This is a genomic window from Enterobacter sp. KB-221C9 (assembly GCF_041320715.1).
In the GTDB taxonomy this organism is placed as follows: domain Bacteria; phylum Pseudomonadota; class Gammaproteobacteria; order Enterobacterales; family Enterobacteriaceae; genus Enterobacter; species Enterobacter asburiae_D.
On record NZ_JBGIWG010000004.1, the window covers coordinates 383528 to 406587 of the forward strand.

27 protein-coding genes are annotated in these 23060 nt (G+C 53.5%); 3 read left to right on the forward strand and 24 right to left on the reverse strand.

Translation table 11 applies throughout. The annotated features are described in order from the left end of the window. Positions 1 to 568 precede the first annotated feature (568 nt). The 22 genes from AB8846_RS08050 to AB8846_RS08155 form a co-directional block, all read right to left on the reverse strand. Positions 569 to 2293: a hypothetical protein gene (locus tag AB8846_RS08050; RefSeq protein WP_370732465.1), complete on the reverse strand. Its 1725-nt coding sequence runs from the start codon at positions 2291 to 2293 to the stop codon at positions 569 to 571. 3 nt (positions 2294 to 2296) lie between these two features. Beyond that, complete coding sequence (locus AB8846_RS08055) at positions 2297 to 2836, reverse strand: hypothetical protein (RefSeq protein WP_032638393.1); 540 nt, start codon at positions 2834 to 2836, stop codon at positions 2297 to 2299. Then, positions 2808 to 3530 (reverse strand): hypothetical protein, encoded by a 723-nt coding sequence (locus AB8846_RS08060; protein ID WP_370732466.1) that lies wholly within the window; start codon positions 3528 to 3530, stop codon positions 2808 to 2810. The genes AB8846_RS08055 and AB8846_RS08060 overlap by 29 nt, the downstream gene beginning before the upstream one ends. After that, positions 3520 to 4071, reverse strand: coding sequence for a tail fiber assembly protein (locus tag AB8846_RS08065; RefSeq protein ID WP_370732467.1), 552 nt, complete (start codon positions 4069 to 4071; stop codon positions 3520 to 3522). The genes AB8846_RS08060 and AB8846_RS08065 overlap by 11 nt, the downstream gene beginning before the upstream one ends. Continuing rightward, positions 4071 to 6230 carry a phage tail protein gene (locus tag AB8846_RS08070; protein WP_370732468.1) on the reverse strand — a complete coding sequence of 720 codons (2160 nt, stop codon included), beginning with the start codon at positions 6228 to 6230 and terminating at the stop codon, positions 4071 to 4073. The genes AB8846_RS08065 and AB8846_RS08070 overlap by 1 nt, the downstream gene beginning before the upstream one ends. Positions 6231 to 6237: 7 nt before the next feature. Further along, positions 6238 to 6831, reverse strand: coding sequence for a phage tail protein (locus tag AB8846_RS08075; RefSeq protein ID WP_370732469.1), 594 nt, complete (start codon positions 6829 to 6831; stop codon positions 6238 to 6240). Then, on the reverse strand, positions 6824 to 8008 hold the full coding sequence (locus AB8846_RS08080; protein ID WP_370732470.1) for a baseplate J/gp47 family protein: 1185 nt from the start codon (positions 8006 to 8008) through the stop codon (positions 6824 to 6826). The genes AB8846_RS08075 and AB8846_RS08080 overlap by 8 nt, the downstream gene beginning before the upstream one ends. Next, positions 8001 to 8336, reverse strand: a complete 336-nt coding sequence (locus AB8846_RS08085; RefSeq protein WP_032638403.1) for a DUF2590 family protein — start codon at positions 8334 to 8336, stop codon at positions 8001 to 8003. Before AB8846_RS08085 ends, AB8846_RS08080 begins: the two co-directional genes overlap by 8 nt. Next, the gene (locus tag AB8846_RS08090) at positions 8333 to 10447 is read right to left on the reverse strand and encodes a phage tail tape measure protein (RefSeq protein WP_370732471.1); all 2115 of its coding nucleotides are present in this window, start codon (positions 10445 to 10447) and stop codon (positions 8333 to 8335) included. The genes AB8846_RS08085 and AB8846_RS08090 overlap by 4 nt, the downstream gene beginning before the upstream one ends. Position 10448: 1 nt before the next feature. Further along, a complete protein-coding gene (locus tag AB8846_RS08095; RefSeq protein ID WP_032638407.1) occupies positions 10449 to 10628 on the reverse strand; it encodes a hypothetical protein in 180 nt (59 codons plus the stop codon). Positions 10629 to 10636: 8 nt separating this feature from the next. Next, positions 10637 to 10906: a putative phage tail assembly chaperone gene (locus AB8846_RS08100; RefSeq protein ID WP_059445693.1), complete on the reverse strand. Its 270-nt coding sequence runs from the start codon at positions 10904 to 10906 to the stop codon at positions 10637 to 10639. A 105-nt stretch (positions 10907 to 11011) separates the two neighbouring features. After that, positions 11012 to 11392, reverse strand: coding sequence for a hypothetical protein (locus AB8846_RS08105; protein ID WP_370732472.1), 381 nt, complete (start codon positions 11390 to 11392; stop codon positions 11012 to 11014). Beyond that, on the reverse strand, positions 11392 to 11730 hold the full coding sequence (locus tag AB8846_RS08110) for a M15 family metallopeptidase (protein WP_370732473.1): 339 nt from the start codon (positions 11728 to 11730) through the stop codon (positions 11392 to 11394). Before AB8846_RS08110 ends, AB8846_RS08105 begins: the two co-directional genes overlap by 1 nt. Continuing rightward, positions 11717 to 12028, reverse strand: coding sequence for a holin (locus AB8846_RS08115; protein ID WP_048962605.1), 312 nt, complete (start codon positions 12026 to 12028; stop codon positions 11717 to 11719). Before AB8846_RS08115 ends, AB8846_RS08110 begins: the two co-directional genes overlap by 14 nt. Before the next feature lie 4 nt (positions 12029 to 12032). Beyond that, positions 12033 to 12491 carry a phage protein gene (locus AB8846_RS08120; RefSeq protein ID WP_032638419.1) on the reverse strand — a complete coding sequence of 153 codons (459 nt, stop codon included), beginning with the start codon at positions 12489 to 12491 and terminating at the stop codon, positions 12033 to 12035. Beyond that, entirely contained in the window at positions 12488 to 13636 is a 1149-nt protein-coding gene (locus AB8846_RS08125) for a DUF2586 domain-containing protein (RefSeq protein ID WP_370732474.1), read from the reverse strand. The genes AB8846_RS08120 and AB8846_RS08125 overlap by 4 nt, the downstream gene beginning before the upstream one ends. A gap of 2 nt (positions 13637 to 13638) precedes the next feature. Next, a complete protein-coding gene (locus tag AB8846_RS08130) occupies positions 13639 to 14295 on the reverse strand; it encodes a hypothetical protein (RefSeq protein WP_370732496.1) in 657 nt (218 codons plus the stop codon). A gap of 35 nt (positions 14296 to 14330) precedes the next feature. Continuing rightward, positions 14331 to 14807: a phage tail protein gene (locus AB8846_RS08135; protein ID WP_370732475.1), complete on the reverse strand. Its 477-nt coding sequence runs from the start codon at positions 14805 to 14807 to the stop codon at positions 14331 to 14333. Beyond that, positions 14804 to 15277 (reverse strand): head completion/stabilization protein, encoded by a 474-nt coding sequence (locus tag AB8846_RS08140; protein ID WP_213751522.1) that lies wholly within the window; start codon positions 15275 to 15277, stop codon positions 14804 to 14806. The genes AB8846_RS08135 and AB8846_RS08140 overlap by 4 nt, the downstream gene beginning before the upstream one ends. 103 nt (positions 15278 to 15380) lie before the next feature. Then, positions 15381 to 16085: a phage terminase small subunit gene (gpM, locus tag AB8846_RS08145; protein WP_370732476.1), complete on the reverse strand. Its 705-nt coding sequence runs from the start codon at positions 16083 to 16085 to the stop codon at positions 15381 to 15383. Positions 16086 to 16087: 2 nt separating this feature from the next. After that, positions 16088 to 17110: a phage major capsid protein, P2 family gene (locus AB8846_RS08150; protein WP_370732477.1), complete on the reverse strand. Its 1023-nt coding sequence runs from the start codon at positions 17108 to 17110 to the stop codon at positions 16088 to 16090. 28 nt (positions 17111 to 17138) lie between these two features. After that, positions 17139 to 18200: a GPO family capsid scaffolding protein gene (locus AB8846_RS08155; RefSeq protein ID WP_086531964.1), complete on the reverse strand. Its 1062-nt coding sequence runs from the start codon at positions 18198 to 18200 to the stop codon at positions 17139 to 17141. Positions 18201 to 18375: 175 nt separating this feature from the next. Here AB8846_RS08155 and AB8846_RS08160 point away from each other — a divergent pair, with 175 nt between their 5' ends. The 3 genes from AB8846_RS08160 to AB8846_RS08170 are packed head-to-tail and all read left to right on the forward strand — an operon-like array spanning position 18376 to position 21577. Next, complete coding sequence (locus AB8846_RS08160) at positions 18376 to 20193, forward strand: terminase large subunit domain-containing protein (protein WP_032638432.1); 1818 nt, start codon at positions 18376 to 18378, stop codon at positions 20191 to 20193. After that, positions 20190 to 21254 carry a phage portal protein gene (locus tag AB8846_RS08165; RefSeq protein ID WP_370732478.1) on the forward strand — a complete coding sequence of 355 codons (1065 nt, stop codon included), beginning with the start codon at positions 20190 to 20192 and terminating at the stop codon, positions 21252 to 21254. Before AB8846_RS08160 ends, AB8846_RS08165 begins: the two co-directional genes overlap by 4 nt. Further along, positions 21251 to 21577 (forward strand): ogr/Delta-like zinc finger family protein, encoded by a 327-nt coding sequence (locus AB8846_RS08170; RefSeq protein ID WP_370732479.1) that lies wholly within the window; start codon positions 21251 to 21253, stop codon positions 21575 to 21577. The genes AB8846_RS08165 and AB8846_RS08170 overlap by 4 nt, the downstream gene beginning before the upstream one ends. Positions 21578 to 21603: 26 nt before the next feature. On the opposite strand, the gene AB8846_RS08175 is transcribed toward AB8846_RS08170, so the two are convergent. Then, positions 21604 to 22050, reverse strand: a complete 447-nt coding sequence (locus AB8846_RS08175; RefSeq protein WP_370732481.1) for a hypothetical protein — start codon at positions 22048 to 22050, stop codon at positions 21604 to 21606. Between the two features lies 1 nt (position 22051). After that, positions 22052 to 22972: an endonuclease/exonuclease/phosphatase family protein gene (locus tag AB8846_RS08180; protein ID WP_370732482.1), complete on the reverse strand. Its 921-nt coding sequence runs from the start codon at positions 22970 to 22972 to the stop codon at positions 22052 to 22054. Positions 22973 to 23060: the final 88 nt, after the last annotated feature.

The following is a 23060-nucleotide window of genomic DNA, read 5'->3' on the forward strand; positions in this document are numbered from 1 at the left end:
ATGAAAACCCCGCGTTTCTGCGGGGTTTTTTGCACTCCCATTGCAGATCTTTTTTGCCAGCAAGCACGCAGTGTTTTGCAAAACCAAATTTATAGCCAACTGGTCGCCAACCCTTGGCACTACTGGCCTTGCAACTTTCTGACCGGAAATCCACTGGCTACCTTTCCGCACTTTTGATCGTGACGGAAAGCAAAACGATCCTTTTAAAAACATCATGTTAACCAATCGGTTAGGTGCTGACTGGTCGGCAAATTTTGCAAAACGCTGCAAATCCTTGCGCGGTGTGCAAACGCCAGCAGACCGCAGAAGCCCAGCAGCGGCGCGGGCTGGCGAGTTGCTTTGCGCAAAAATTCTTTTGCAAAATTTTTATGATCCAAATACCGCAGGCGGGTGCGGTGTAGCGCCGTTTCCGTCTCGGATCCGCTTCCGTCTGCGTTCTGTCGCTTCGTCTCTGGGGCCTGGTTAAACGAACGCAAAAAAGGCCGAACGGTGTCGGCCTTATGTTTTTGCGCTTGCTGTGGGGCGTTCTGTGGCGTCTGGTGACGTGATGGTTTTCGCCTGCGTTTTGTCAGGCAATAAGGGGGCTGTATTTTGCTTTCAAAGCGTTTGTTTTTTCGGCGGTTCCGGTGAACTGCGATGCCTGCCCGCTGGTTCCCGTGTTGGGGTGCGTATGGGTCGCACATATCTGCGCCAGTTCGCGGACAACGTCCAGGGTGTCGGTCAGCAACGTCAGGACGTTGGTTTCCTCGCTGCCCAGCTTAACGGACGCCCCGATCAACTGCTGCGCTGCGGCCACGCTTTTTTTAATGCCTGCAATTTTCTCGTTAAGCGCTCCGCCGATAGTGACGTCGGCATTACCCTGGATGTTGTCTTCCAACTTTCCGCCGACGTCGCGTTTTACGTTCTGGCCAACACTGACAGAATTGTCCTTGCTGCAGGTCACTGTCAGGTTGCCAGACGTGCCGACGCTGTAGTCTCCCTCGCTTACATGCATAACCGCACCGGCCAGAAGTGTGGCCGTTCCCAGCACGGTTGTTTTATCCGTGGCCTGGACTGTTGTTTCACGGGCAACCAGCTTTCGCTTTTCATCATCTGCGGTCACTTCCCGCGTCATGGATGTTTCGCTTATCGTCTGGTCGGTCTGGCGCACCCAGTCACCGGCGACGGTAACGCGCTGTGATACACCATCGCGCTGTTGCTGTAACTGTTCGCCAGGCTTAACCGCTGGCAGGTTATGCCCCTGCGGCATGATCTGACGAATAAACGGCTTATCCTGTCGGCCCTCCACGAAACCAATCTCAACCAGCGTGCCAGGCGGCGGAAACTGAAACATTCCCGATTCACTACCGGCCATTGGAACCGGCAGCGGCACGGCGGAATAAACCGGCGTGTTGGCTGCCGCGTTGCCGTCTTCATCCAGCAGTTGCAGATCCACAGCGTAACGGGGCCGGAATGGGTCCGCGATGTTACCCCCTGAAACGTCTTCGCTTGGCGCTTCTACCCTGGCGAGTTTTGGCAAATGCAGCCCGGAAGCCAGTTCCGGGTAGGCGCTTTCTATCTGGCGCTGAATCGGTGATTTTTGCAGTGGCTTGCCGGTTGCCTTATTGCGTGGCAGCCAGGTGATTGTCATATCGTCGTTGTTAAGCTGAACCTGGCTTAAGCGCTGGCCGTTGACCTCAACACCGGGGCGCAGGCTCTGGATCATCGGCACAACCATTGAATTACCGGCTGCGGATGCCTGGCTAAATTCGTGCGGGATCTCCACTGGCTTACCGGCAAAAAGGCTATGCTCTGCTGCGCCGGTAAAGACGGCCCCGTCCGGCAACTGATACCAGACATAATCTTTGATTGAGAAAGCCCGCCCCAGGCTGGCTAATAGCTGATAGCCGGTTCCGCTGTGGGTAAAGTGCGGGATAGGTTTATCCGCATAAGCCGCACCGGCAGGCGGCGCGATTGTTAACCCGCTTTGCTCCGTTAACCAGTCAGTGATCTGGCGTAACGTTGGGTGCTGGAACGAACACGGCCACAGTTTATCGAACACCCCGACAAGTTCACGAACGAACAACCGGCAGGCTCCATTATCAGCAGGCTGCGACCGTTCAACATAGCCGGTGAACCAGCGCAGGACCAGCCCGTCATAACCCACATCGACCCGAACCAATTTGCCGGTGTAATCCATTTCAGTGCTGGCCGTGATGAATCCACGCCCGCAGGCGTTTTGCTCAAGCACGATATTGCAGTCCACCATGTGGACCGGGTCACTGGACAGGAAAAGGCGTTTAATTGGCTTCATGTTTTACCCCAGCGCATCATTAACGGGTTTCAGGACTTTTTCTTCAAACCAGCTCATTTTGTCGGCTGGTTCGTCTGCCGCCGCGCCACCTTTACCCCCTGCGCCGGTTTGCTTCGTGCTGGCGGTTGCGTTGCCTTTTCGTGCCTGGCGTTTTTCCGGCACGCTGTTTTTTTCCCGCAGCGTGAAACTGACCTGCCAGGCCAGGCGGTCCTCCTGGGGAACGGCATCAATCTGACCGGTGAAGGTGGCTTCGCGGAAGTTGATTGCGGTTGCCGTGGCATTGGCGACGCGATAAGTCTTTAAGGCTCCGCTGGCCTCTGTAGCGGATGCCAACTGGAAAAGGCGCTGTAAAACTGCCTCGTCGTCAAATGTCACCAGTCCCGACACGCGCAATTCTTTGGCTTTGATGCCCTGTTCGGAATTGGTCGTGCTCGATGTCTGGCCTGACTGGTCTTTTTCCTGAAACTGCATTGAAGGGGAAACCAGCATGTTTTGCATCGCGATCCCTTCACCATTAAGCGCGAGTAGTGCGGTCTGGCTCATTTATCATCTTCCCCAAATCTGCAAGCGAATCACCGATAAACATCATTGCCGCTGTATGCACGGCGGTTGCCTGCGGTATGTCTTTTAGTAATTCAATTGCCGCCATTCTGTGATTGCCGGTGTAACTGAATGACCAGGCTTTCGCGCTGGCCCCTTTCAGGTCTTCAAGAGACTGACTAACCGAAGAAAGCAGACCAGCACGCGCCTGGACGAATTCGGCAATTTGTTTTTTCAGCCCTTCGGTTGTCGTGCTGACAGCGGCAGCTAGCTGCGCGGCGGCAACCCGCTGCGCGTTCACCGCAAGGCGGTTTGTCGCAACGGACAGCGGCGCGGCGACCGGCAGCGAACTGGATTTCGACGGCAGTTGCATTTTAACCGTGCTCAGTTCGGCCGCCGCAGCCGCCATGCGGCTAACCTGGGTAAATGCGGGCGCAGGAAACACCGTGGCAAGCCCGTTCAGGGATTTCATAAATCCATCATGGGTATTTTCGGCAATCATCATCACGATAATGTCACCGCTCCCGCTGCTGGTTGCCAGCTTCCCCGCCAGATAACCCAGGGCATTAGCCGGACTCAGATACCCCCCTGAATCTGCCGATTGGCCCAGACCATAAACCCACGGGTGCGCCGGAATGATTGAGCAACTCAAGCCCGCCATATCGTCGGCAATTTTGATAACTGAATCACGCCACATTTTCTGGAGGCTCCGGCCATTCAATATCCGGCGCTTTGCTGGTATCAACGCGATTCAGCAGTACCCGGTATTTTTTCCATGCCTTGAGCGCTTCTCTTTCCTCTGCTGTTGCTATCTCAAGTTCTTCGGCATCCTGCAATGGGGCGATTTTTTTTGCGGCCGTTTCCAGTAACTCCGTTTTAATGCTTTCTGCCTGGGCCCCCAGTTCTGCCGGTGAATAAGCCCGCTTGATAATGGACACGCCATCAAATATCCATTCAGAGGCATTTAGCCAGCACTCTTCCGGCACACTTTCGGGGCTAATCTCAGCAACGGACATTCCCTCGGATGGACAAATAGCTGAGACATCTGCACTTATCTGACGCACGATATTGTTTTGGTCGAACGCCAGTTTTACCGAGTCTGCTGCAAATAAATGCTGGCTCTCATACCAGTCCAGCCCATCCTCAGTACACCAGAAAGCAATCCCCAGCCCCATGTCATGGATATTTTTTTTATCTTCGTCAGTCGGAATATAAGAGGCAAAGTTCTTTAAAATCATCAGACCACTCCCGCCGTATACCAGGTCCCATTGATGTTGTACTGCTGGTAACGGTATTTAACCGCCGTCCAGTTTGTTTTTTGCTGCACACTCACCACAACCGCACCATTTGGGGCTGAGGCATGTGCGTTGTCATTATTTCCATTGTCCGCTTCTGCGATCGCACCCAGGCGGATTGCTGTCACATATCGCCCATTCGCCGCAGTCTGGGTGTAATAACGAGCATCAAAATTGCGATAATCGCCGGGAATGATTTGTTCTTTCATTTCCAGACGTCCGCTACGGGTATTGATATAACCCGTGATGCCTTCGCCACCAGTTAATGTCGTGGCAAAGGCGATGCCATACCATGATTTCAAAATCATGTTGGCATCTGAAAAACTTGCAGCATCCCCCCCTGAATAAATTCCGGTTTCAGAGCGAACCCGCATACCGCCCTGGAAAAGAACTTCTTTCTGAAAGGTGCCGCCGTTCTTCGCGGAAACCGCATCCACATCACCGGCTGAGGGTTTGTTGGCGGTATTATAAACCTGAGTCCAGGCGACCGTTTTTTGTGAGGTATTGACCAGTCCGGTGTAGTTCTGGTCACGCGAGATTAATGTGACCCAGAATTGCCCGCTGTAAATTTGGGTCGCAAAAACTGCAAAGCGCGTGTTGCCTGAATTTTCAGGCATTCCGGTAGTCGCATCCTGCGATCCTCTTCCAAGCGCCGCATGCAAATTGCTCGTTTTGATATCAAAAATACTGCTCAATAAACTGCCTGAATTTGGAAGCGCTCCGACCTGCTCGGGGGATGGTGGATGTGCGGTATCGAACACCTGAAGCCAGTTTCCCCATACCGCGTTCACCTTTGAACGGTGGTACATAGCAGCTTCTGCAACGCCTGCTCGAAAGCCAATTTGCTGGCCTGCGTTGGCGTCATACTGGAATTGATGAATATTTGAAGGCGCACCCGCAACCGGCCCATGAATCCCCTGGGCATTCATTCGGAAAGTGCAGTTAAAGTCTGGGATGTTGGCATCGGTAAAGCTCACGCCGGAAACCGCACCTAACCCCATCCACCCAACCGTAGGGATGCGTCCCTGGGTCGTGTCCTTATCTGACGTTACAACGTCGCCCCCCGCAGCGGTTCCAAGCGCTTTTTTCACTTTCTGCAAATCGTCATTGACCGCTTTTACCGCTTTTGGCGTCGCGGCCTTAGACTCTGAATCACTGCCGGTTTCGCTACTTAATTGTGTAAAACCTTTTTCTGACGTAGTCGCATCGGGGTGATTACGTGATTTTTCATGCTTTGCCAGGGCGTCGCTGGCGGCCTGTTCATCCAGCGTGCCTTTTGGTCGCAGGTCCGTAATATTACCGCTGGCGTCAATGCTCGCCAGGGCAAAGACGTGATGCTGGACGCCGTTTTCGGCATAGTCCGCCAGGCTGGCCGCAACGGTGATTTTACTCAGGACCCTCCATTCGCTGGTCAGCGTGCCAGACCATGCAACATCCAGCCAGACTTTAACCGGCTTCGTTGATACGGTGATGTTCTGATTTGCGGCCAGCACTGAGCGCAACCCGGCGACATAGCCCACGCCCTGGGTAACGAAATACTGTGATCCGTTTTTTGATACCAGGTAACCCGCACCAAAGAACGCCGCAGTGCCATAAAGATCGATATTCTCCAGCCGTTGGCGCTCGTCCATTGCCGCCAGTCGTGCGGTAAAATCAATCTGCCATGTTTCTGCTGGCGTGGTGATATTGGTTGCCGACTCAGCCCCGCTATACTCCATGAGCATGGAACGTACCAGGACGTTACCTTGTTGCCCGCTGGCGTTCTTAATTTTGCTTTGGGTTGGGGCGTGAATAATCATCGCCAGCGTGCTGGTTGCCTTGTTAATCAGGCCGATCCAGTTAAAACTAAAATCGCCAACGTCCGCGCCCAGCGTGACGGAATACACAACGGAGTTGGCATTTACCACACCGGATTTACTCACCGCCTGGCGGTGGACTATCTTATCGGCAGCAGGGATCCCTTCCGTGTTATCAATCGGCTTAGTGACATCCAGATCGGGAATATAAGCGAAGATAAATTCATCCAGCGTTACAGGCTGATTATTTACTGCCTGCTGGGCTTTCCACTCTGAAAACGCTTTTGTAATAACAGCCTGTGACATAGTTCCTTTACTCCAAACTTGCGCTAAATGTCGCGCTTAACTCGTTTTGCACGTCGCCCAGGGTTGCAGGCCAGCAAACATAATCCCCCTGATACCAGCCAATATTGATATGCAGAGGCAGAGCGGTAATCACTTCAAACTGATAACGTCGGCAGGTTCGACCATACTTGCGGATAATCTCCAGCAGGAGATCGCTGTTATCCGCTATCTGGCTATCGGTGACGCGGACGGTAATCACGTCCCAGTCCATCCCCTCCTGGCGTTCCAGTAGTTCGACATACCCGATCCCCAGCCGCTCAAAAATGGCGATAAACCCCGCCACCTCGCCCGCCTGCTGCGCATTAATAAAGGCGTAGCTGACCCGTTTGCGAAACAGGCTTAACGGTTCACCTTTAAAGCGTGTGATGTCACGTTCCCATGCGATCAGGTTTAACACTGGCTCGACGCAGGTCAGCGGGTCGAACTGCCTTAACGGCCAGGTGATCCACTCGTAAACCTGCAACCAGAATTTTACGCAGGCACGCAGCAGCCGTGCGGGGTCGCCACGGTCCATCCATGACGGCAGCTTCAAACCGGCCAGCAGTCTGGCAAACTCAGTCATTGAGGATCTCCACTGTTAAGGAGGCCAGGCGCGGGACCGATAATTCGCTGACAATATCTGTCAGTGAAAAACTCAGTGAATCTATGACCGGGAATGCTTTGTGAATCTCCCGGCCCAGGTTCGAAAAGGAATAACGCGAATAAGGCCACGTCTTTTTAACGTCATAATTGGCGTTTTCCCTGAATGCACATCGGATCAAATCTGAAACCCCGCTTTCTAACTGGCTCAGTTCTTCCGGCTCCATATTTTCTTTGCTTTCCACATACACCTTAACCGCCAGCGCGTGTGTCGTTTCCGGCATCGCAAAGCACTGCAAATCATCGCCGTGGCCGTGGTGGCCCTGTGAGTTGACGTAATCGTTAACCGTATCAATAAAGGGCTGCGATGTTTCCCCGCTATCCAGCAGCAGGTAGGCATTTGCTGTGCCCGGCCCGCGCGGGGCGTCATGCAGAAAGAAAATGCGATCAATACTCAGGCCGACAACCCCCGCAATCATGCTGCGGTATATAGCATCGGTGTGGTAATTGCCCACCAGGTTGAACTGGTTGCGCGTTCTGTCGCGCAACTCGTCGTCGCTTTCCTCGTCCGCGCCTGGTGTGATCAACCAGTCTTCCTCATTCACTGCGCTGGCAATACCTGCAACGGCCACGGGCAAAATACGAAAATATCCCGGTGCAAGGTTGTAACCGCTGCCGGTGTCGGTCGCGGTAACGGGAACCTGACCGCTTCCAAGACCCGCCCCCAGTGTCGTGTCTTCGTTGACGGATAGCACATAGATCACGCCGTTAATACGCTCTGTCTGAATCAGCGTACCGGCAGGCACGATCACAACGTCCGAAGGATTTGTTTTGTAAAAGCGGATCACCCCTGCGGCAGCGCTTGCCGGTTTCGGGGTGATGTTCACTGCCCAGGCGAGCAAGCGCAGCATTGCACCCGTGGCGGTTGCCACAAACATGTTTCGCAGGACGACATTGATTAGCGCAGCCTGCAACCACAGCACGGGTGTGGTGACTATTTTCGAAATCAGACGCCAGAACGGTGACATGCGGGAAGTATTGGTAATAAATCCCTCAGCCTTAACCGTCTCTTTAAACACGGCTGTGATTTCCGCTTCCGTCGTTGGCATACCGCTGTCACTCAGGACTTTTTCGAAATCAACTTCCGGTTTCTCAGTCATAATTCACCTCCGTGCCAACGCTGCCGAAATCGTAGGTTTCGGCGGTGACATACAGCCGCGTGATGCTTTCCTCTGTGATCACAATCGTGCCGGGGACCAGACGCTCGTCACTTTCTACCAGTAGCGATAACTGGGTCAGCGCGTCGCCGCGCATCGTCGGGCTTCGCTCACCGATCAGGCGGGTGGTGATGCCGCTTTCCAGAATGCTGTGGATGATGTCCTGGGCTATGCTGTCTCGGTTATTGCACCGCTGCGGCTCGTTGCCACTGTCCAGCGTGAAATCGCCGTCTGTGATCAAAAGGTCGATATATAACGGTTCGGTACTCATCCGGCGTTAAGCTCCTGCCATTCGGCCAACTGGGCCGGGGTGATTCCATTCGGGGCGTTGATATAGGTATCGCCCCATGTTTTACGGCTATCCACAACGGTTTTACTGTCACTTTTGACCTGGCTCATAAGGCCACCGCGCGGCAGGTCCGCATTGATTTTGTTACCCGTCAGCAGTGACGGTGCGTTAAGTTTTGGCGGCGATGCTGCACCATCAGGAATAACAGTGGATGCCGGTGTCGTTGCTCCAGCAGGCGGCGAAACGGCTTTCAGGTCGATATTGACGCCGGGGATTTTGTTTAGCTTTTCCGCAATCCAGTTATAGGTGGATGCAAACGCATTTTTCAGGACGTCAAAAAGCTTGCTGAATACACCGCCGATGGTGTCCGCGAATCCTTCAAATGCGGCGATGGGTGACAGACCGACAAAGAACGCAACCACGGCGGCCCAGCCGTCAGTGATGGATTGCCAGACACCGGAAAAGACGTCGCCCACCTGACCGGCAACATTCATCACCCATGCAAAAGCCTCGGTATTCATGACCGCCGCTTTCAGCTCCTCCCAGTGATTCACGACATACCAGACACCCAGCGCCAGCAAAGCCAGGGCGGCAATTATCAGGGTGATCGGACTGGTCAGCAGTTGCATGGCCACACCGGCAAACATGGTCGCCACACCATAAACGCGCATGGCAACCGCACCGGCTTTTAACACCACATTCCAGGCGGCCAGCGCGACACGACAAACGCCGGTCCACAGGGCTAACAGCTTTGACTGGATCCACAGCGCGGCCAGCCCGATGCGGGTTGTCAGCAATGACGGGCGCAGCAAGTTAAGAGTCCATAACAGGGCTTTCCATGCACCGCCCAGCACTTTGGCGATAGCGCTCAGGCCCACCATCGTGAACCCAAAAATACCCATCACGATATTGGTTGCAGCACCGGCCAGCCCGAAGGACAGCACGCCCAGGGTGATATAACCCAGCCAGCGGGCAATGTTGGGGAACATTTCCAGCCAGCGGGCAAATTTTGCCCCCACGTCGGCGACACGGTTCATCATCGGCGTAAGGATAGGGATCAGCGTATTACCCAGCGCGACGCGCATCGCGTAGAACGTGGCGACGATGCGTTCCCACGGCTTCGCCATACGTGCGGCCATTTCCTGGGCGCGTTTCATACCGTCATTGCGCCCCAGTTCGGTGATGCTGCGATTTAAATCATTCTGCTGGCCGTACAGTTTTTTAATGACATCAGCACCGCCACCAAAGGCCGCGTCCAGCGCCTGCTGGGCTTTGACGTTCCCTTCAATGCTGGCCCCGTATTTGTCCTGTAACTTTTGCAGGATGTCGCCCATTGGCAGCATTTTGCCGGTCGCATCTACAAAGCTCATGCCCAGCTTTTCAGCCGCTGCCGGTGCGCTTCGCAAAAACTGCTCGTAAATGCCGCTGGACTCCGTTCCCAGGGTGCGCGAAAGCGTACCCAGCACCGCGAACTGTTCATCCATGCTGACGCCGAAGTCAGCACCGGCGTTTTTGGTCCCCTCGATAAGCTCCTGCATGGTCTGCATTTTCACGCCGAAGTTTTGCACCATGTACGCCGTTTTACCGGCCAGTTCTTCGGCAAATTTCACATGCCCCAGGCTGGACAGTTCCGCGTTGAAACGGGATGCCATCGCGCCGATATATTCGCCCGCTTCCTCGCCGCTGGCTTTTACACCTGCCGCCAGGGTGTTGGCCGCCACTGTCACGCGTGGCAGATCTGCATCGCTCAGGCCGGACATTGCGCCTTTCATCGCATAGCTGGAATTCACCACATCAACCGCGCTTTTACCGTAGCGCATACTGAATTTCAGGGCTTCGCTGGACAACCTTTTCAGCGTGTCCTCTGCCACACCTTTGGCGCCCACTTCGGAAAGCGCCGCATTCATTTCATACGCGGGCCCAACCACGCCCGCGATGGACTGGGCAACACCCCAGACCGCCGCCGCGCCGATGCCGATCTTTGCAAAAGACGCCTGCGATTTTTCGGCAAAGCCAGTCAGCGAAGACTGGGCCGTTTTCAGTGGCCGCGTCAGCTTATCAATCAGGCTCAGCGTAAAATCCAGGTGACTCATATCAGCTTCCGTTTAGTGCAATGGCGATACCTTCCGCCGTTTTATTCGCCCTGGTTTTGGCGAAATACTCGTCCAGCCATAGGGCGCGGGCGATGCTTTCTTCGTCGTCAGGTTCATGCGGGAGGTAGTAGCGACGAAGGGCAAGGTATTGCTCCAGCCCGTTCGTGCGAATGGCCGCCACCCGCGCCGCTAGTTTTTTACTTCGATCTCAAGTTTCGGCGAGTAAATTTCGTTAACCTTCTCAACGATCTGCATTTCACAGCCTGGGTAATCTTCCATCAGCTTGTTTAATGCCTCTTTGGATTCGGCATCAACAATGCGGCCCAGATAGGTGACCATCGGCGCAACCTTGTTGGTCATGGTCATTTCGTTAATCAGGTTGTTGTAAGCGGTTTTGTTCGGCTCAAAGCTCAGGCCAACGCCCGCCACGGTCATGGTGATTTTTTGGGACTTGCTCATTTTGTTAAATCCTTACGTTGTCGAATGATGCCCACCAGGGCGTTATGTCGTGCGGCGCAATCGGTGTACATCTGCCGATAGGCAGTTAACGCCGCGTCAAAGTCGTTACCGGTTGGCCCCGCCAGTCTGGGCAGATTCACCGGGCAAAGCGTTAGCTGGTTTTCCTGATAATGCTCGCTCGGCGCGATCTGCACTTTCGTTGAACAACCGGACGTAACCATCAGAAGCGCAAACGTTACTAAATACCGGCTTGATGATTTCGGTGCGTATTTCCCGTTCCGTGTGGATCTCATTACCTTTTAGCTCCGCGATTTTTGCTTCCAGCGCTTCACCGGACTGCCGCGTCACTTCGGCGACAATCTGGCGGGTTTGCTCTGCCGATTCGCTGGCGGCCAGCTTTAGCTTTGCGTCGTGCCAGTCGTGCGCCTGCCACCCTGCTGACATGGCAGCAATCAGGATCAGCAGCAACCCCAGCAAATTACGCATCAGCGCACCCCGTTATGCTCAAGGGAAAAATGGTTGCCGTCCGGCTTACTGAAACGGCCACCCCATGAGCCGCCGATTGATTCCCAGTATTCGCCCAGCGGGCGATAGGCGGCGCTGTCGGTCTGGTACTCCCCATTGATAAACAGGTTGAAATCCACGGCCAGGCGCTGGGTATGCAGGCTGCTTGCAATGCCGCTGCCTTTTTTGGCATTTAGCGCGGCCTGCTCAGGCGTGCGGTATGCCTCGCCAAACGTCAGGCGGTAGCCTTTTTCATCCGCGAAGTGGATCAGATTTGCGATCATCACGGTGAAAAGCTGTTGTTTTTCACTCAGTTTCATGGCGTTTGCTTCCCCATCGTTTAATCCAGTATTCCGCGAGGCGTTTCAAACCGGCCTCGATAAAGGCGCTCCCCAGGATGCCCAGGGCGCAGGCAATGCCCACGACAACCAGTTCCGGCATATCGGGAAATTTCAGCAGCGGGATTGCGGCGAGCGGGGCCACCGCAGCCCCCAGAATCATCCGCCCGACCAGCAGGCGGGTTGTGATCTGCTCACTGCTGACCATCAGTTGCCCCAGGCCGATCACGGCCCCGATCAGCAGCAGCTTCGCCAGCAGTGATGTTTCTCCATTTGGCATCTTGTTAACCTTTCAGATCGCGGGTGTCGCGGGCTGACAGGTACGGAACGCCGTCAATCGCCACAAAGTCGGGGCTGGTCACCATGAATTTAATTTTCTTCGTGGTTTTGCTGGCCTCGTTTGGGTTGATGTTGACGATGTCAGACAGCGCGGGAACGCAGCCAAACACCTCGATTTTTTCTTCGTCGTCTCCGGCGTTCGCATAGAACAAAAAGTCCTTTGCGGGGATGCCGCGCCACGAACCGGCAGCGCGGGCCACGGCGGTGAATTTTTTAAAGTTCTGGGAATCGACTTCGATTTCCACATCCGCCGACACCGACCCCTTTGTGTGGCCGTTCGGAACGCCACGCGTTTGCGCCACGGCGCTGTTATCCGTAATGGTGACGGTTGCGTTTTCGACGTGAATCATGACGCCGTCATAGTTCACATCGAACGATCCGCCGCTAATGCGTTCTCCGCTCATGCCTGATTCTCCAGTGATGTATCCAGTTCGATGCTGACGCCGATTTCCTTCGCACTCTCATACGGGCGGACAATCAAATAAATCTGTACCGCAACGCTACTGGTCCAGGTGATAGTGACGTCGCCGTCTTTTGGCGGTTTCACTTCTCCGGGGAATTCCACGCCGTTGATCTGCGTTGCAATCGACATTTCGCGCAGCGGCTTGCCGAAGTAGGTTTCATGCGCCGCAATGCTGCCCGGCGTGCTGTTAAGCGAGCGATCCGCGATTTTTGGAATGGCGCGTAAGCGGACGCGGCGGGATGCCTTATCTACGACGCGGACGTTTTCAATGACCTGATAATCGCCGCCCTCAACATCCAGCGTGCGACCGTCTGACCAGTAAATCCCGTCATAGTCGTGATACCACATCGGCACGCTGAAGCGGTTTGCCTGCAATCCCTGCAAGACGGCCAGATCAATTTCTTGCCCGGTTCCATCTTTCGGCAGGTCGTCACTACCCAGCGCAGTGACCGCGCCGGTTGCCACACGGGCCGGACTGTCGGCGACGGTCACCGCACGGTTGCAAAGGCGACCGGCGAGGACGCCCGGTTCGTTGCCCCACAGTCGCGGCACAAGCTGGACGCCAGGCGATGCGATACCGTTTTCAAGCGCAGCCATGCGCGTCTGGTAATCCGCCCATGATTCGTCCCCCTCCGGGCCACCCACAGACAGCACAAACCAGACAAAGCGCCCGAATTTAGCCTGTAAGGTCGCCCGCATCTCTGTGGCGCGGTTGATGGTCGCTTTTTCTGCAACATCAAGCGCCAGGACAACCCCTTCAACGGATGCGACGCCCTGGGCAGCCGTGACGGCTTTCATCCATGCATCATCGACTTTGTAGTCTGCATCGTCTGGATCTGGCTCAGGCATGACATGCACATAAGCAAACCAGTTTTGACCGGCGTTATTGGCGGCTGCGGCCACAATCCGCTTTAACAGGCTGTCGGTATCGCCCAGCGCCTTATCCAGATCGGTGCCGGTGTTGACTGCCTGGGTTTTGTTGGCGTTGGTACTGCCATAACCGACAAAGAGGACAACGCGTTCGATATCGTTCGTTGTGCCGTTGTAGCGGTTTTTCTGACTAACTGTGACATTCGGCCACGTCATTTTTACCCCCTGATATCCTGCGCGTTGACGTCCCAGCCGAAGCCGATTGCCTGCATTTGCCGCGCTATGATTTGGTTAAATTCGTCGTTACTGACACCCAGAAAAACGCGGCCCGGTATGTCTATGGTCCATGTGCGTTTGGCCGGTGTGCCTTTCAGCTTGCGGATAACCAGCCCGGCCTGCGCCATACTCATGGTTTCCATGATTTGTTTGCTGGACGGCTTCACCCAGCGCTTGCCCTTGCGGACTTTGTACCCCAGCGCCCGCAGCCGCTTTGCCTGGCGCGGCAGCGCTGGCTGATTCGTCTGCGGTTTACGCGGGGCGTTGCTGGCTTTCATCTGGATCCGCGCACCGTCCTGCTGGACCGCACCGACCAGACCCGCCGCGACGGGCTTATTTCCGTTGCGGTAATTGCCGCCTATGAGGTAAACCCTGACGCCCTGAATTTCCGGCATTTCCCGGACGGCCAGCAGCTTAGGCAGTCCCTTTAACATCTTCCCTTTGCCGCGCTTACGCGGGGCCCACGGCGTGCCGTCCGGGGCAGCCTGCTGGCGCTGGTGACGTTTGGCGGCCGCAATAATTCCCAGCTTTGCGACACGCCACAAAAGGCGCTGGCGCTTCCGTGGTGGCAGGTCAGCTTTTGCCAGCGCTTCGCGCATTTGCTTTAGCTGTTGCTGGTTTAACTCCCCACGGATCACGACGCGTCACCACGCTGGATAAAGAATTCCGCTTCCTCCGCGACCCAGATTTCCGGGTTGACGATGTCCCACGCTTTGCCCCTGAACGGGATCGGGCCGTCGTCCACTTCGCGGATGATCACCGGATCAGCCAGCCCGACCACCACATCAAGGATGCAGCTTCCTTCGTCGTCGAATTCCGGGTCCACTGTGGGATCGGGTAATTTCAGTTCGTCGCGCAGCTCGTTGGCATGTTCATCCACCCAGGCCAGCACCAGGGCATAAATCAGCCCCGGCGAATATTCGCGAAACGGGAAGTTATCCCACGACAAGCGGGCGCTATACGTCAGCACACCGATGCGGCGCTGATTGTTCCCCAGCGCTTTGGCGCTGCGGACCAGTTCGCAATCGTCCATTGAACTGGAAAACATCTGCATGGCATCGGGGGGCAGATTCGCCGTGATAAACGCCGTCAGGCTCTCAAGCTGGCTCATATCAGATGTACCCCCACGCGTGGCTGTTGCAGCATGTTGCGCATCACGTTGGCCGCTTCGGCCAGCAGATTGGCGCGGGTGTCCAGGCTTTCCTGGCCCGGGTGCGACTCACGTCGCCCGATGGTGGCGAACTCGCCCAGCAAATCGGCTTTTGCCCGCGCATAAACTGCTTTTTTGTACTGGGCTGTTAACTGGTTTTCGTCTCTCAGCTTTGCGCCCGGTACATCGGCGGCCCGCTCGCATCCTTTCCCGTTCCAGTAGGCCACCACGTCGGCCAGCGTCGTATTTACCTCCGCAATGGCGGCCAGCAGGGCAACGCCTGCGGTGTCTGGCGGCAGGTCTGCTGGCAGGGTGCGCGACGTCTGAAATTCAGCCAGATCCAAATCAGGCCAGAACGTCACTCCATTGGTGATCACGGCTGGCGTGACCGTTAACGGCTTTCCGCTAATGCTGAAACTTGGACCACTCATGGTTTACACCTTGTTTGCAAAAGAAACGGGCTAACGGGATCCATAGCCAACAACCCTAAAGGGTTGATGCCTCCCCCGCGCCCGTCCCGGCTTGCGGGAGTCGTTATTGCTTTGTCAGGCTGTTAATCCGGGCGCGAATCTTGTCGCGTGCGGTCCTGACGCCAGAGTTATTGTTAAAGGCGTGCGCCTGGGCCAGCAGGGCATCGGCCTGTTCAAGCGTTTCCACATCATCCACGGCAGTGGCACGCGGGCGGCCCCGTTCGTCGCGCAGCAGATAAAGCCCCGCGAACTTGAACCATTTCGCGTTAATGTCTTCGTGCAAACGCCACTTTTCGCGGATGTTTTCAAACGTGCGCCCGAAATACGGCTCGATGCTGTGACCGGCCTCCGCCTGGAGCGTTGCCCACTCCAGCACCGTATCGGCCACAAAGGCGGGCATGGTACTTTTGAAGTTTTCCGGCATCGCCTGGTTTTCAGTGATAGCCACGTCGGCCCAGTCCAGCGCCTGGCTCATTTCCCCCGTGTCGAACAACCAGATCACGCAGTAGACCAGGGCCGGATTTGCGAAGCGGGCATCACCGGCAAGATAGGACTCAACGGTCGGCATCCAGCGCGGCAACAACACATCGCGTTTAAATTCGATGCGGTCTTCGGTGCGCGGCAGGCTGCGGAGTTGCTCAACATCTTTTGCCAGTTCCAGCATTTGCAGGTGAAAGCTGACCGGCGACGACGCCAGGGCTTCGCCTTTATCCAGCGTCTTTGCGGTCTTAATGCGTGCGCGGTGTCGCTGACACAGGGAAAGAGCCATGATTATTCGCCCCCGCCTGAAGCTGGCGCGTCGGTTGCCAGGGTGATTTTGTCGTATGCGGCGTAAAGCTCGTCATGCTCGACGGCGTACCCTTCCATACGCAGGTAGTTATTTTCAAAGCGTTTGCGGTCGTCGTTCCATTCGGCCTTGCGCTTGCGGGTTCCCTGCTGGGTGTAGATATGCAGGTTGTCCAGCGTGGTGACGATCAGGCGCCCAGACGGCATAAACGGCGGGGTGTAAACGGTACGGCCAGCGATCTGGCGGCCAATCAACTGCGCCGCCACTTTCTCAGTCGGACGGTCAATCTTATTCATCAGCGTGGTGACGTCTGCGCCGATAAGGTCAGCGGATGCCAGCACAACCAGACGCGGATCATTGCGATAGGGCTCATAAATGCAGCTATGCACCAGATCGGTGACCGCTGCGTCCAGCCCCATAAAATCAGCATTCGCGCCGCCGATAGTGACGTCGCCGGTGATGATTTGCTCGGCTGAACGGTCTTTGACAATTTTGTGCCAGCCGATGTTAACGTCTTCACCGTTCGGGTTGGCTTCCGGGTCGGTGTCTTCTGCAACGTCTACACCGTTGAACGCCACGCGCAGCATATCCAGTGCAAATTGTTCATTGCTGTTCGCCTGGATACGCTGGAAGAACTCGTCTTCACTGCCCGCGTTAGCCCAGGTAACAAGCAGGGAATATGACAAATAAGAGCCGGAATCCGTTTCGACCAGCTTATATTCGTTTCCGCCCACGCCCATAGAGCGCGAGAAGCGACCATCTTTTTTGCGGCCCGTGTAGATACCCACCTGGCCGGTGGTTACTACCTGACCAGTGATCTGGTCCACGTCCAGCACATTAGGCAGCAGGCGCAGGAATTCAGAACTTGCCAGCAGCGCATCACGCAACTGGGTTTCTTTAGGTGGTGTCAGCGAGAAGAATCGCGAGGTGTCCGCCTGTCCGTTGGCTTGCGCCAGGCCTGCGGCGTACTTACGCAACATCTGCTCTGCTTTTGGGGTTAATTGCATTTCGTTTTATCCCTGGAAAGAAAATTGATTAACAGAAGTCAAACGGCTTGTTGCTGCCGCCTGGCGCATTATTCGGGCGCTGCGTGCCGCCGCTTTCCATCGCAGACAGCTTCGTCATGACTGCGGTCAGTTGCGTGGTCAGCGTGTCCATCTGGTTACCGCCAGACTGGCGACGCGCTGAAAACTCACGGCGACGGCTGCGGCGCGGGCGTTTGGACGGGGTCACGTTGAACGCTTTCATTGCTTTAGCCAGGTTGGCTTTTGCAACGCTGAACTCCGCCGCTTTGACTTCGTCTTCCGGGTTCTCTGCCACTTCCTCGGCAAGATCGGCAACTTCTGCCGCAGCTTCGGCGATATCTGCGGCGATATCTGCCACTTCGTCGGCTGCCTGTTCTGGCGTGTCGACGTTATCAGCGTCGCCGTTAGCGGCCTCTTTGCCGCTTTTGACTAAATCCAGCAGTTGCTGGATGAGGGCTTTTAACTCTTCCATTTTCTGTTCCTCGCCCTCATTGGGCTTGTCGGTGTTAGGTTCTGGTGTTGGCGTAAACTCTTTACGGGCCGAAAATAATCTCGACCAGAAAGAATCTTTTTTTTCTGGCTTGCCTGCCTGCAAATTACCCAGGCTGAAAGTTTCCAGGCTTCCGCGCTCGCCGTCCTTTTCTTCCCCAGCCAGAATGAATTTAAGCCTTTCAGTTCCAAGGCTCGCGGGAATATCCGTAACGGCCAGCCCGAAAAGATAATCGCGTCCGCTTCCGCCAAAATCCGGGATAAACTCGGCAGACGTAAAAAGCTTTTGCTGCATTCGGTTGGCATCAATAAGAAACTGATTTGGGATTAACTGGGCATATAATTTGGTGACGTCACCTTCCGTCTCAACTTTTAGCGCGTCCACAGTACCCAGATTGCAGGTAAACTCACGCTCCCCAATACCGTTTTGCGGATGATGCGGCCAAATCATGGCGGTGTAAGTTTTCGGAGTATAAGTCTCTGCCGCGTCAATTAACCATTGCGCTTCAATGGTACGACCGTCCACGGCCTGCCCCGATGTGGCGATACATAGCCAATCAGTTCGGTAACTGGGTTGCGTCATAACTGACCTTTAATAATGAAATGAATAATACAATTCGTTTGTGATGGTCAGTATTGCCAATTAATAAGAATGTCGCGACCGCTTTATTTCTTATCCATTCGGTTATAAATGGATAACCACTTTTTGCCGATATTTAATTATCAGGCTGGTCAAATAATCCCGTCATAATAGCCTCATGGCTAAATATTCCGATGAATTAAAAGAAGCGGCCCGCACGCTTTACATTAAAAGCTGGACGCCGAAAGATATTGCGCAGGAATTGAATATTCCACCGCGCACCATATACCACTGGGCTGACGTCGGGGAGTGGGCATCACTGCTGCCCGTCGAATCAGTGGAAAACGTCATCGCCCGCCGCATTGACCAGCTTTCCCGCCGCGAGAAAAAAACGGCGCTGGAACTGGAAGAACTCCGCGATCTGATTGCCCATCACGTCAAGCTTATGGCGCAGCGCAATAAGCACGCCGAAAAACTGGCCGAAATTCAGGCCAAAAAAGCATCCTATGACGGTGAAGGTTACTGCCTCAGTAGCGCAGGCGGGGAACCGGGGGAAAGAGAAGGAAAGCGCCGGTATAAGAAAAACGACGTTTCCGGGCTGACGCCTGAAATGCTCGATACCTGGGCGCGGGAACATCTTTTCGAATATCAGCTACATTGCCGCGAGCATAAAGGCGAAGACTGGCGCTTCATTCTGAAAAGTCGCCAGGTCGGCATGACCTACTATTTTGCATGGGAAGCCTTTGAAGACGCTGTTATCAGCGGCGACAACCAGGTCTTTTTCTCCGCATCCCGCGCACAGTCTGAAATCTTCCGCGAATACATTGTCCAGATTGCGCAGAACCATTTCGGCATCACGCTGACCGGCAAAAATATCCGCCTCAGCAACGGCGCAATCCTGCGCTTTCTGTCCACGAACGCCAGCACCGCGCAGGGCTTTAACGGCCACCTGTATGGTGATGAAGTCTTCTGGATCCCGAAATTCACGCGCCTGCACGAAGTTGCCAGCGCAATGGCGACGCACAACAAATACAGAACGACCTACTTTTCAACGCCCAGCGCGAAGACGCACCAGGCCTACCCGGTATGGACTGGCGAAGAATGGCGCGGCGACGATCCGAAGCGAAAAGGGATTGAGTTTCCGAAAGAAAACGCCATGCGCCAGGGCATCATCTGCCCGGACGGGATCTGGCGCTACATCATCACGATGGAAGACGCTATCAAAGGCGGGCTGGGTGCGCTCGTCGATATTGAGCGGCTCCGCAACAAGTACAACCCGACCGCGTTCGCCATGCTCTACATGTGCCAATTCGTTGACAGCAAAGACGCGGTCTTCAAATTCTCGACGCTGGTCGGCTGCGAAGTGGACCGAGCAACCTGGGGCGATTATGACCCTACCGCCGCGCGGCCATTTGGTAACCGCGAAGTGTGGGCGGGCTTTGACCCGTCGCGCTCCGGCGACAACTCCACTTTTGTGATAATCGCGCCACCCATTCACGACGGTGAACGCTTCCGCGTGCTGGCCTGCTGGCAATGGCAGGGCTTTAACTTTAGCTGGCAGGCTGACCAAATCCGCCAGCTTATGCGTCGCTTCAATATTACCTACATCGGGATCGACACAACCGGCATCGGGAAAGGGGTGTATGACCTTGTCAGTAAGTTTGCCCCGCGCGAAGCGAACGCCATTCTTTACAGCGTCGAAAGTAAAAACCGCCTGGTAATGAAGATGATCGACGTCGTGGAACGTAAGCGCATCGAATGGGCAAAAGACGCCATAGACGAAACCAACAAAGAGCGCGTCGAAATTCCGGCGTCGTTTATGGCTATCCGGCGCACCACAACTAACAGCGGCAACGCGTTAACGTTCGTTGCTGAACGCTCCGACGCAACCGGCCACGCGGATGTTTTCTTTGCTATCTCGCACGCCGTAATAAACGAACCTATCGATCACGAATTTGACCGCCCATCGACCTGGGCTTTTGGGAATGCAGCATGACGACAAAGAAACAGCGTAAAGCGAAAAAATTCAGGGCAATGACCGGCAACAACGTTGAAACGTTCACACCGGGGCGCGGCAGCGTGATCACTTTTGGCGAACCAGAACCCATCCTGACGACCGGCACCGATTACCACAATATCTGGTATGACAACGAGGCGGATCACTGGCGGCTCCCGATTGACCGGCTGGCGCTGGCTCAGTTGCCAAACCTTAACGGCCAGCATGGCGGCGTATTGTATGCGCGGCGCAACATGGTTGCCGGTGGCTATATCAGCGGCGGCCTGACGCCTGACCAGGTCGAACAAGCGGTCTTTGATTATCTGCTGTTTGGCGATGTCGCAATCCTGAAAATTCGCAACGTCTTCGGAGAGGTGATCGACCTGCTGCCGCTGCCGTCGCTTTATCTGCGCTGCCGTAAAGACGGAACGTTTGCCGTTCTCCAGGAAGGGCCAGCGCTGATTTATGACCCGGAAGACATTGTCTTCTTTAAAATGTATGACCCGCGTCAGCAGGTCTATGGCCTGCCGGATTATATCGGCGGGATCCATTCCGTTTTACTTAACAGCGAAGCAACCATCTTCCGCCGCCGCTACTACAACAACGGTGCGCATATGGGCTTTATTCTGTATACCAGCGACCCCAATTTAACGCTGGAAATGGAAAACGAAATCAAAGACAAGATTGCGCAGTCCAAAGGGCTGGGCAACTTCCGCAACATGTTTATCAACATCCCGAAAGGCGACCCGGACGGGGTCAAAATCCTACCGGTGGGTGAAGTCAGCGCAAAGGATGAATTCCAGAATATCAAAGGGATCACCGCGCAGGATATCTTTACCGCGCATCGTTTCCCCGCAGGGCTGGCGGGCATCATCCCGACGAACGGCGCGGTAATGGGTAACCCTGAAACCGCCCGGACGACCTACCGGAAAGACGAAGTTATCCCGTTACAGCGTAAATTTATGAATGGGGTTAACAATGACCCGGAAATCCCGCCGCGCTTACACCTTAATTTTGACGTTGAATTGCCGGTAATTACCGCCAATAAGGGCGAAAAATGAACGTAATTAGTTTAAAATCATCCCCATTGTTAGCAATGGCGTGCGGGGTGGTGAACATGCGAGTTTTTAAAATTAAATGTCCTGAATGCGGTCAACCGGCCATTATTCGTAAATCTGACTGGAAAGACAAAAAACTGGCGGATTTATACTGCGCGTGCACCGAAGTTGAATGCGGCCACACGTTTGTTTTTAACGCCTCGTTTTCTCACACGCTCAGCCCCAGCGGGCTGACCGGTAACAAGCTGGTCAAATTCCTGATTGACCGGCTTAAGCCCGAAGAAAAACAAATAGCTTTAGATTTGCTGATTGGTAATGCACATTAAAAACACCCCCAATTAGGGGGCATTTTTTATCGCTTCATTTTTGAAAGAATAGCTTTCCCAGTTTTTACTTGCTTAAGTAGTTCGGCTAAAGCATCTTCTAATTCATTTTTGTTTTTACAAAATAAAACATAACTATCGTAATTAATGCTGCATGGATATCCGTTTTCATGTTGTGTCCACACAGCTATTTCCTCACCAGCGTTTCCAGCAGCATCAAAAATCGCCAATCCTTTATATTTTTTCCGAGTGTCACGGCCGTATGTTGATGCCATTAATGCAATAGATGCACCAAGTGGTGTATCGTTCTCATTCTTCTCGTAGAAAGTTCCAATACCAAAAGTTGCTTTCCCGTTGCTGATTTCTTTTATTAATTCAGATGTGGAAGTAAGAACCATATTAATCTCATTAATATTATTATATGCATTTTTTGCTGATTCTATTCCAGCAAGTAGTGATTTTTTTATATCTGTCATTTTATGCTCTCTCTATTACTGAAATAATTGGGAGGTGGTCAAATTTTGATTTTGAATTATAAACATAATCTATTAATTGTTTATCCCCAAAAACCTCTGTTTTTTCTTCATTAAGATACCAACCGTCACCATTAACGAAGTCAGAAGAAAAAATTATTTGGTCGAAGGTTTTCCATCGATTAGATTGATCGCTTTTATAAAAATATGTGCCACAACCTTTTTCATCAGAATTATTGAAAGGATGAAGTGCTTTGTGAGACATATGACGCCAAAATGGATTATACAAAAGCTTTGGTAGCTTCTGTACTAAATGAATATCTCTAGATGCAAATAAAGAATCCGTCAAACTTTGATTGTATGGCTCATCATTAAAATCACCCAAGATCACTACATGCTTGATGTTTTTAGTGTCTCTACAATCATCAACAGCATCGCGAAGTAAAGAGCCTAATTGAATTTTATTTGGTGAGTCAGGGTAATCATAAAGTCTGCTTGACCAGTGAACCAAATATAAAGCCAATGGCTCATTAGTTTCATTGATAATGAAATTGACTTGTTGCGCTGCATGTATTTTTTTTGTTATTTGCATTTTGCTTATTATATCTGAACTAACAAACGTAAGTTTCGATGTTCGATATATTATACATAGATCAAATTTCTTTCTGCCGTCTCTTAAAGCACCATTGTATATATCGTAATTTAATGATTCTAAGTTCAACTGCTCCACTATATAATAAATATCTTCCTCTGTGACTTCGCACAGGCAAAGAACGTCAACATCCTTTTCAATAAATAGACGCGTCAATATAAAAAGAACATATAATTTATGTTCATCACTGGATTTATTCTCTTTAGAATGCGGTGAAAGACTGGTATTCCACCAAGAAAACGTAATTTTTTTTATGTTTTCAGTAGGTTGCATGTCAACATCCAGCAAGTTATTTTCCTCTATAGTAAATAGTTGCCTATAGAGAAGTCAAATAGCTAATTTATAATTCTATCGCCAATGA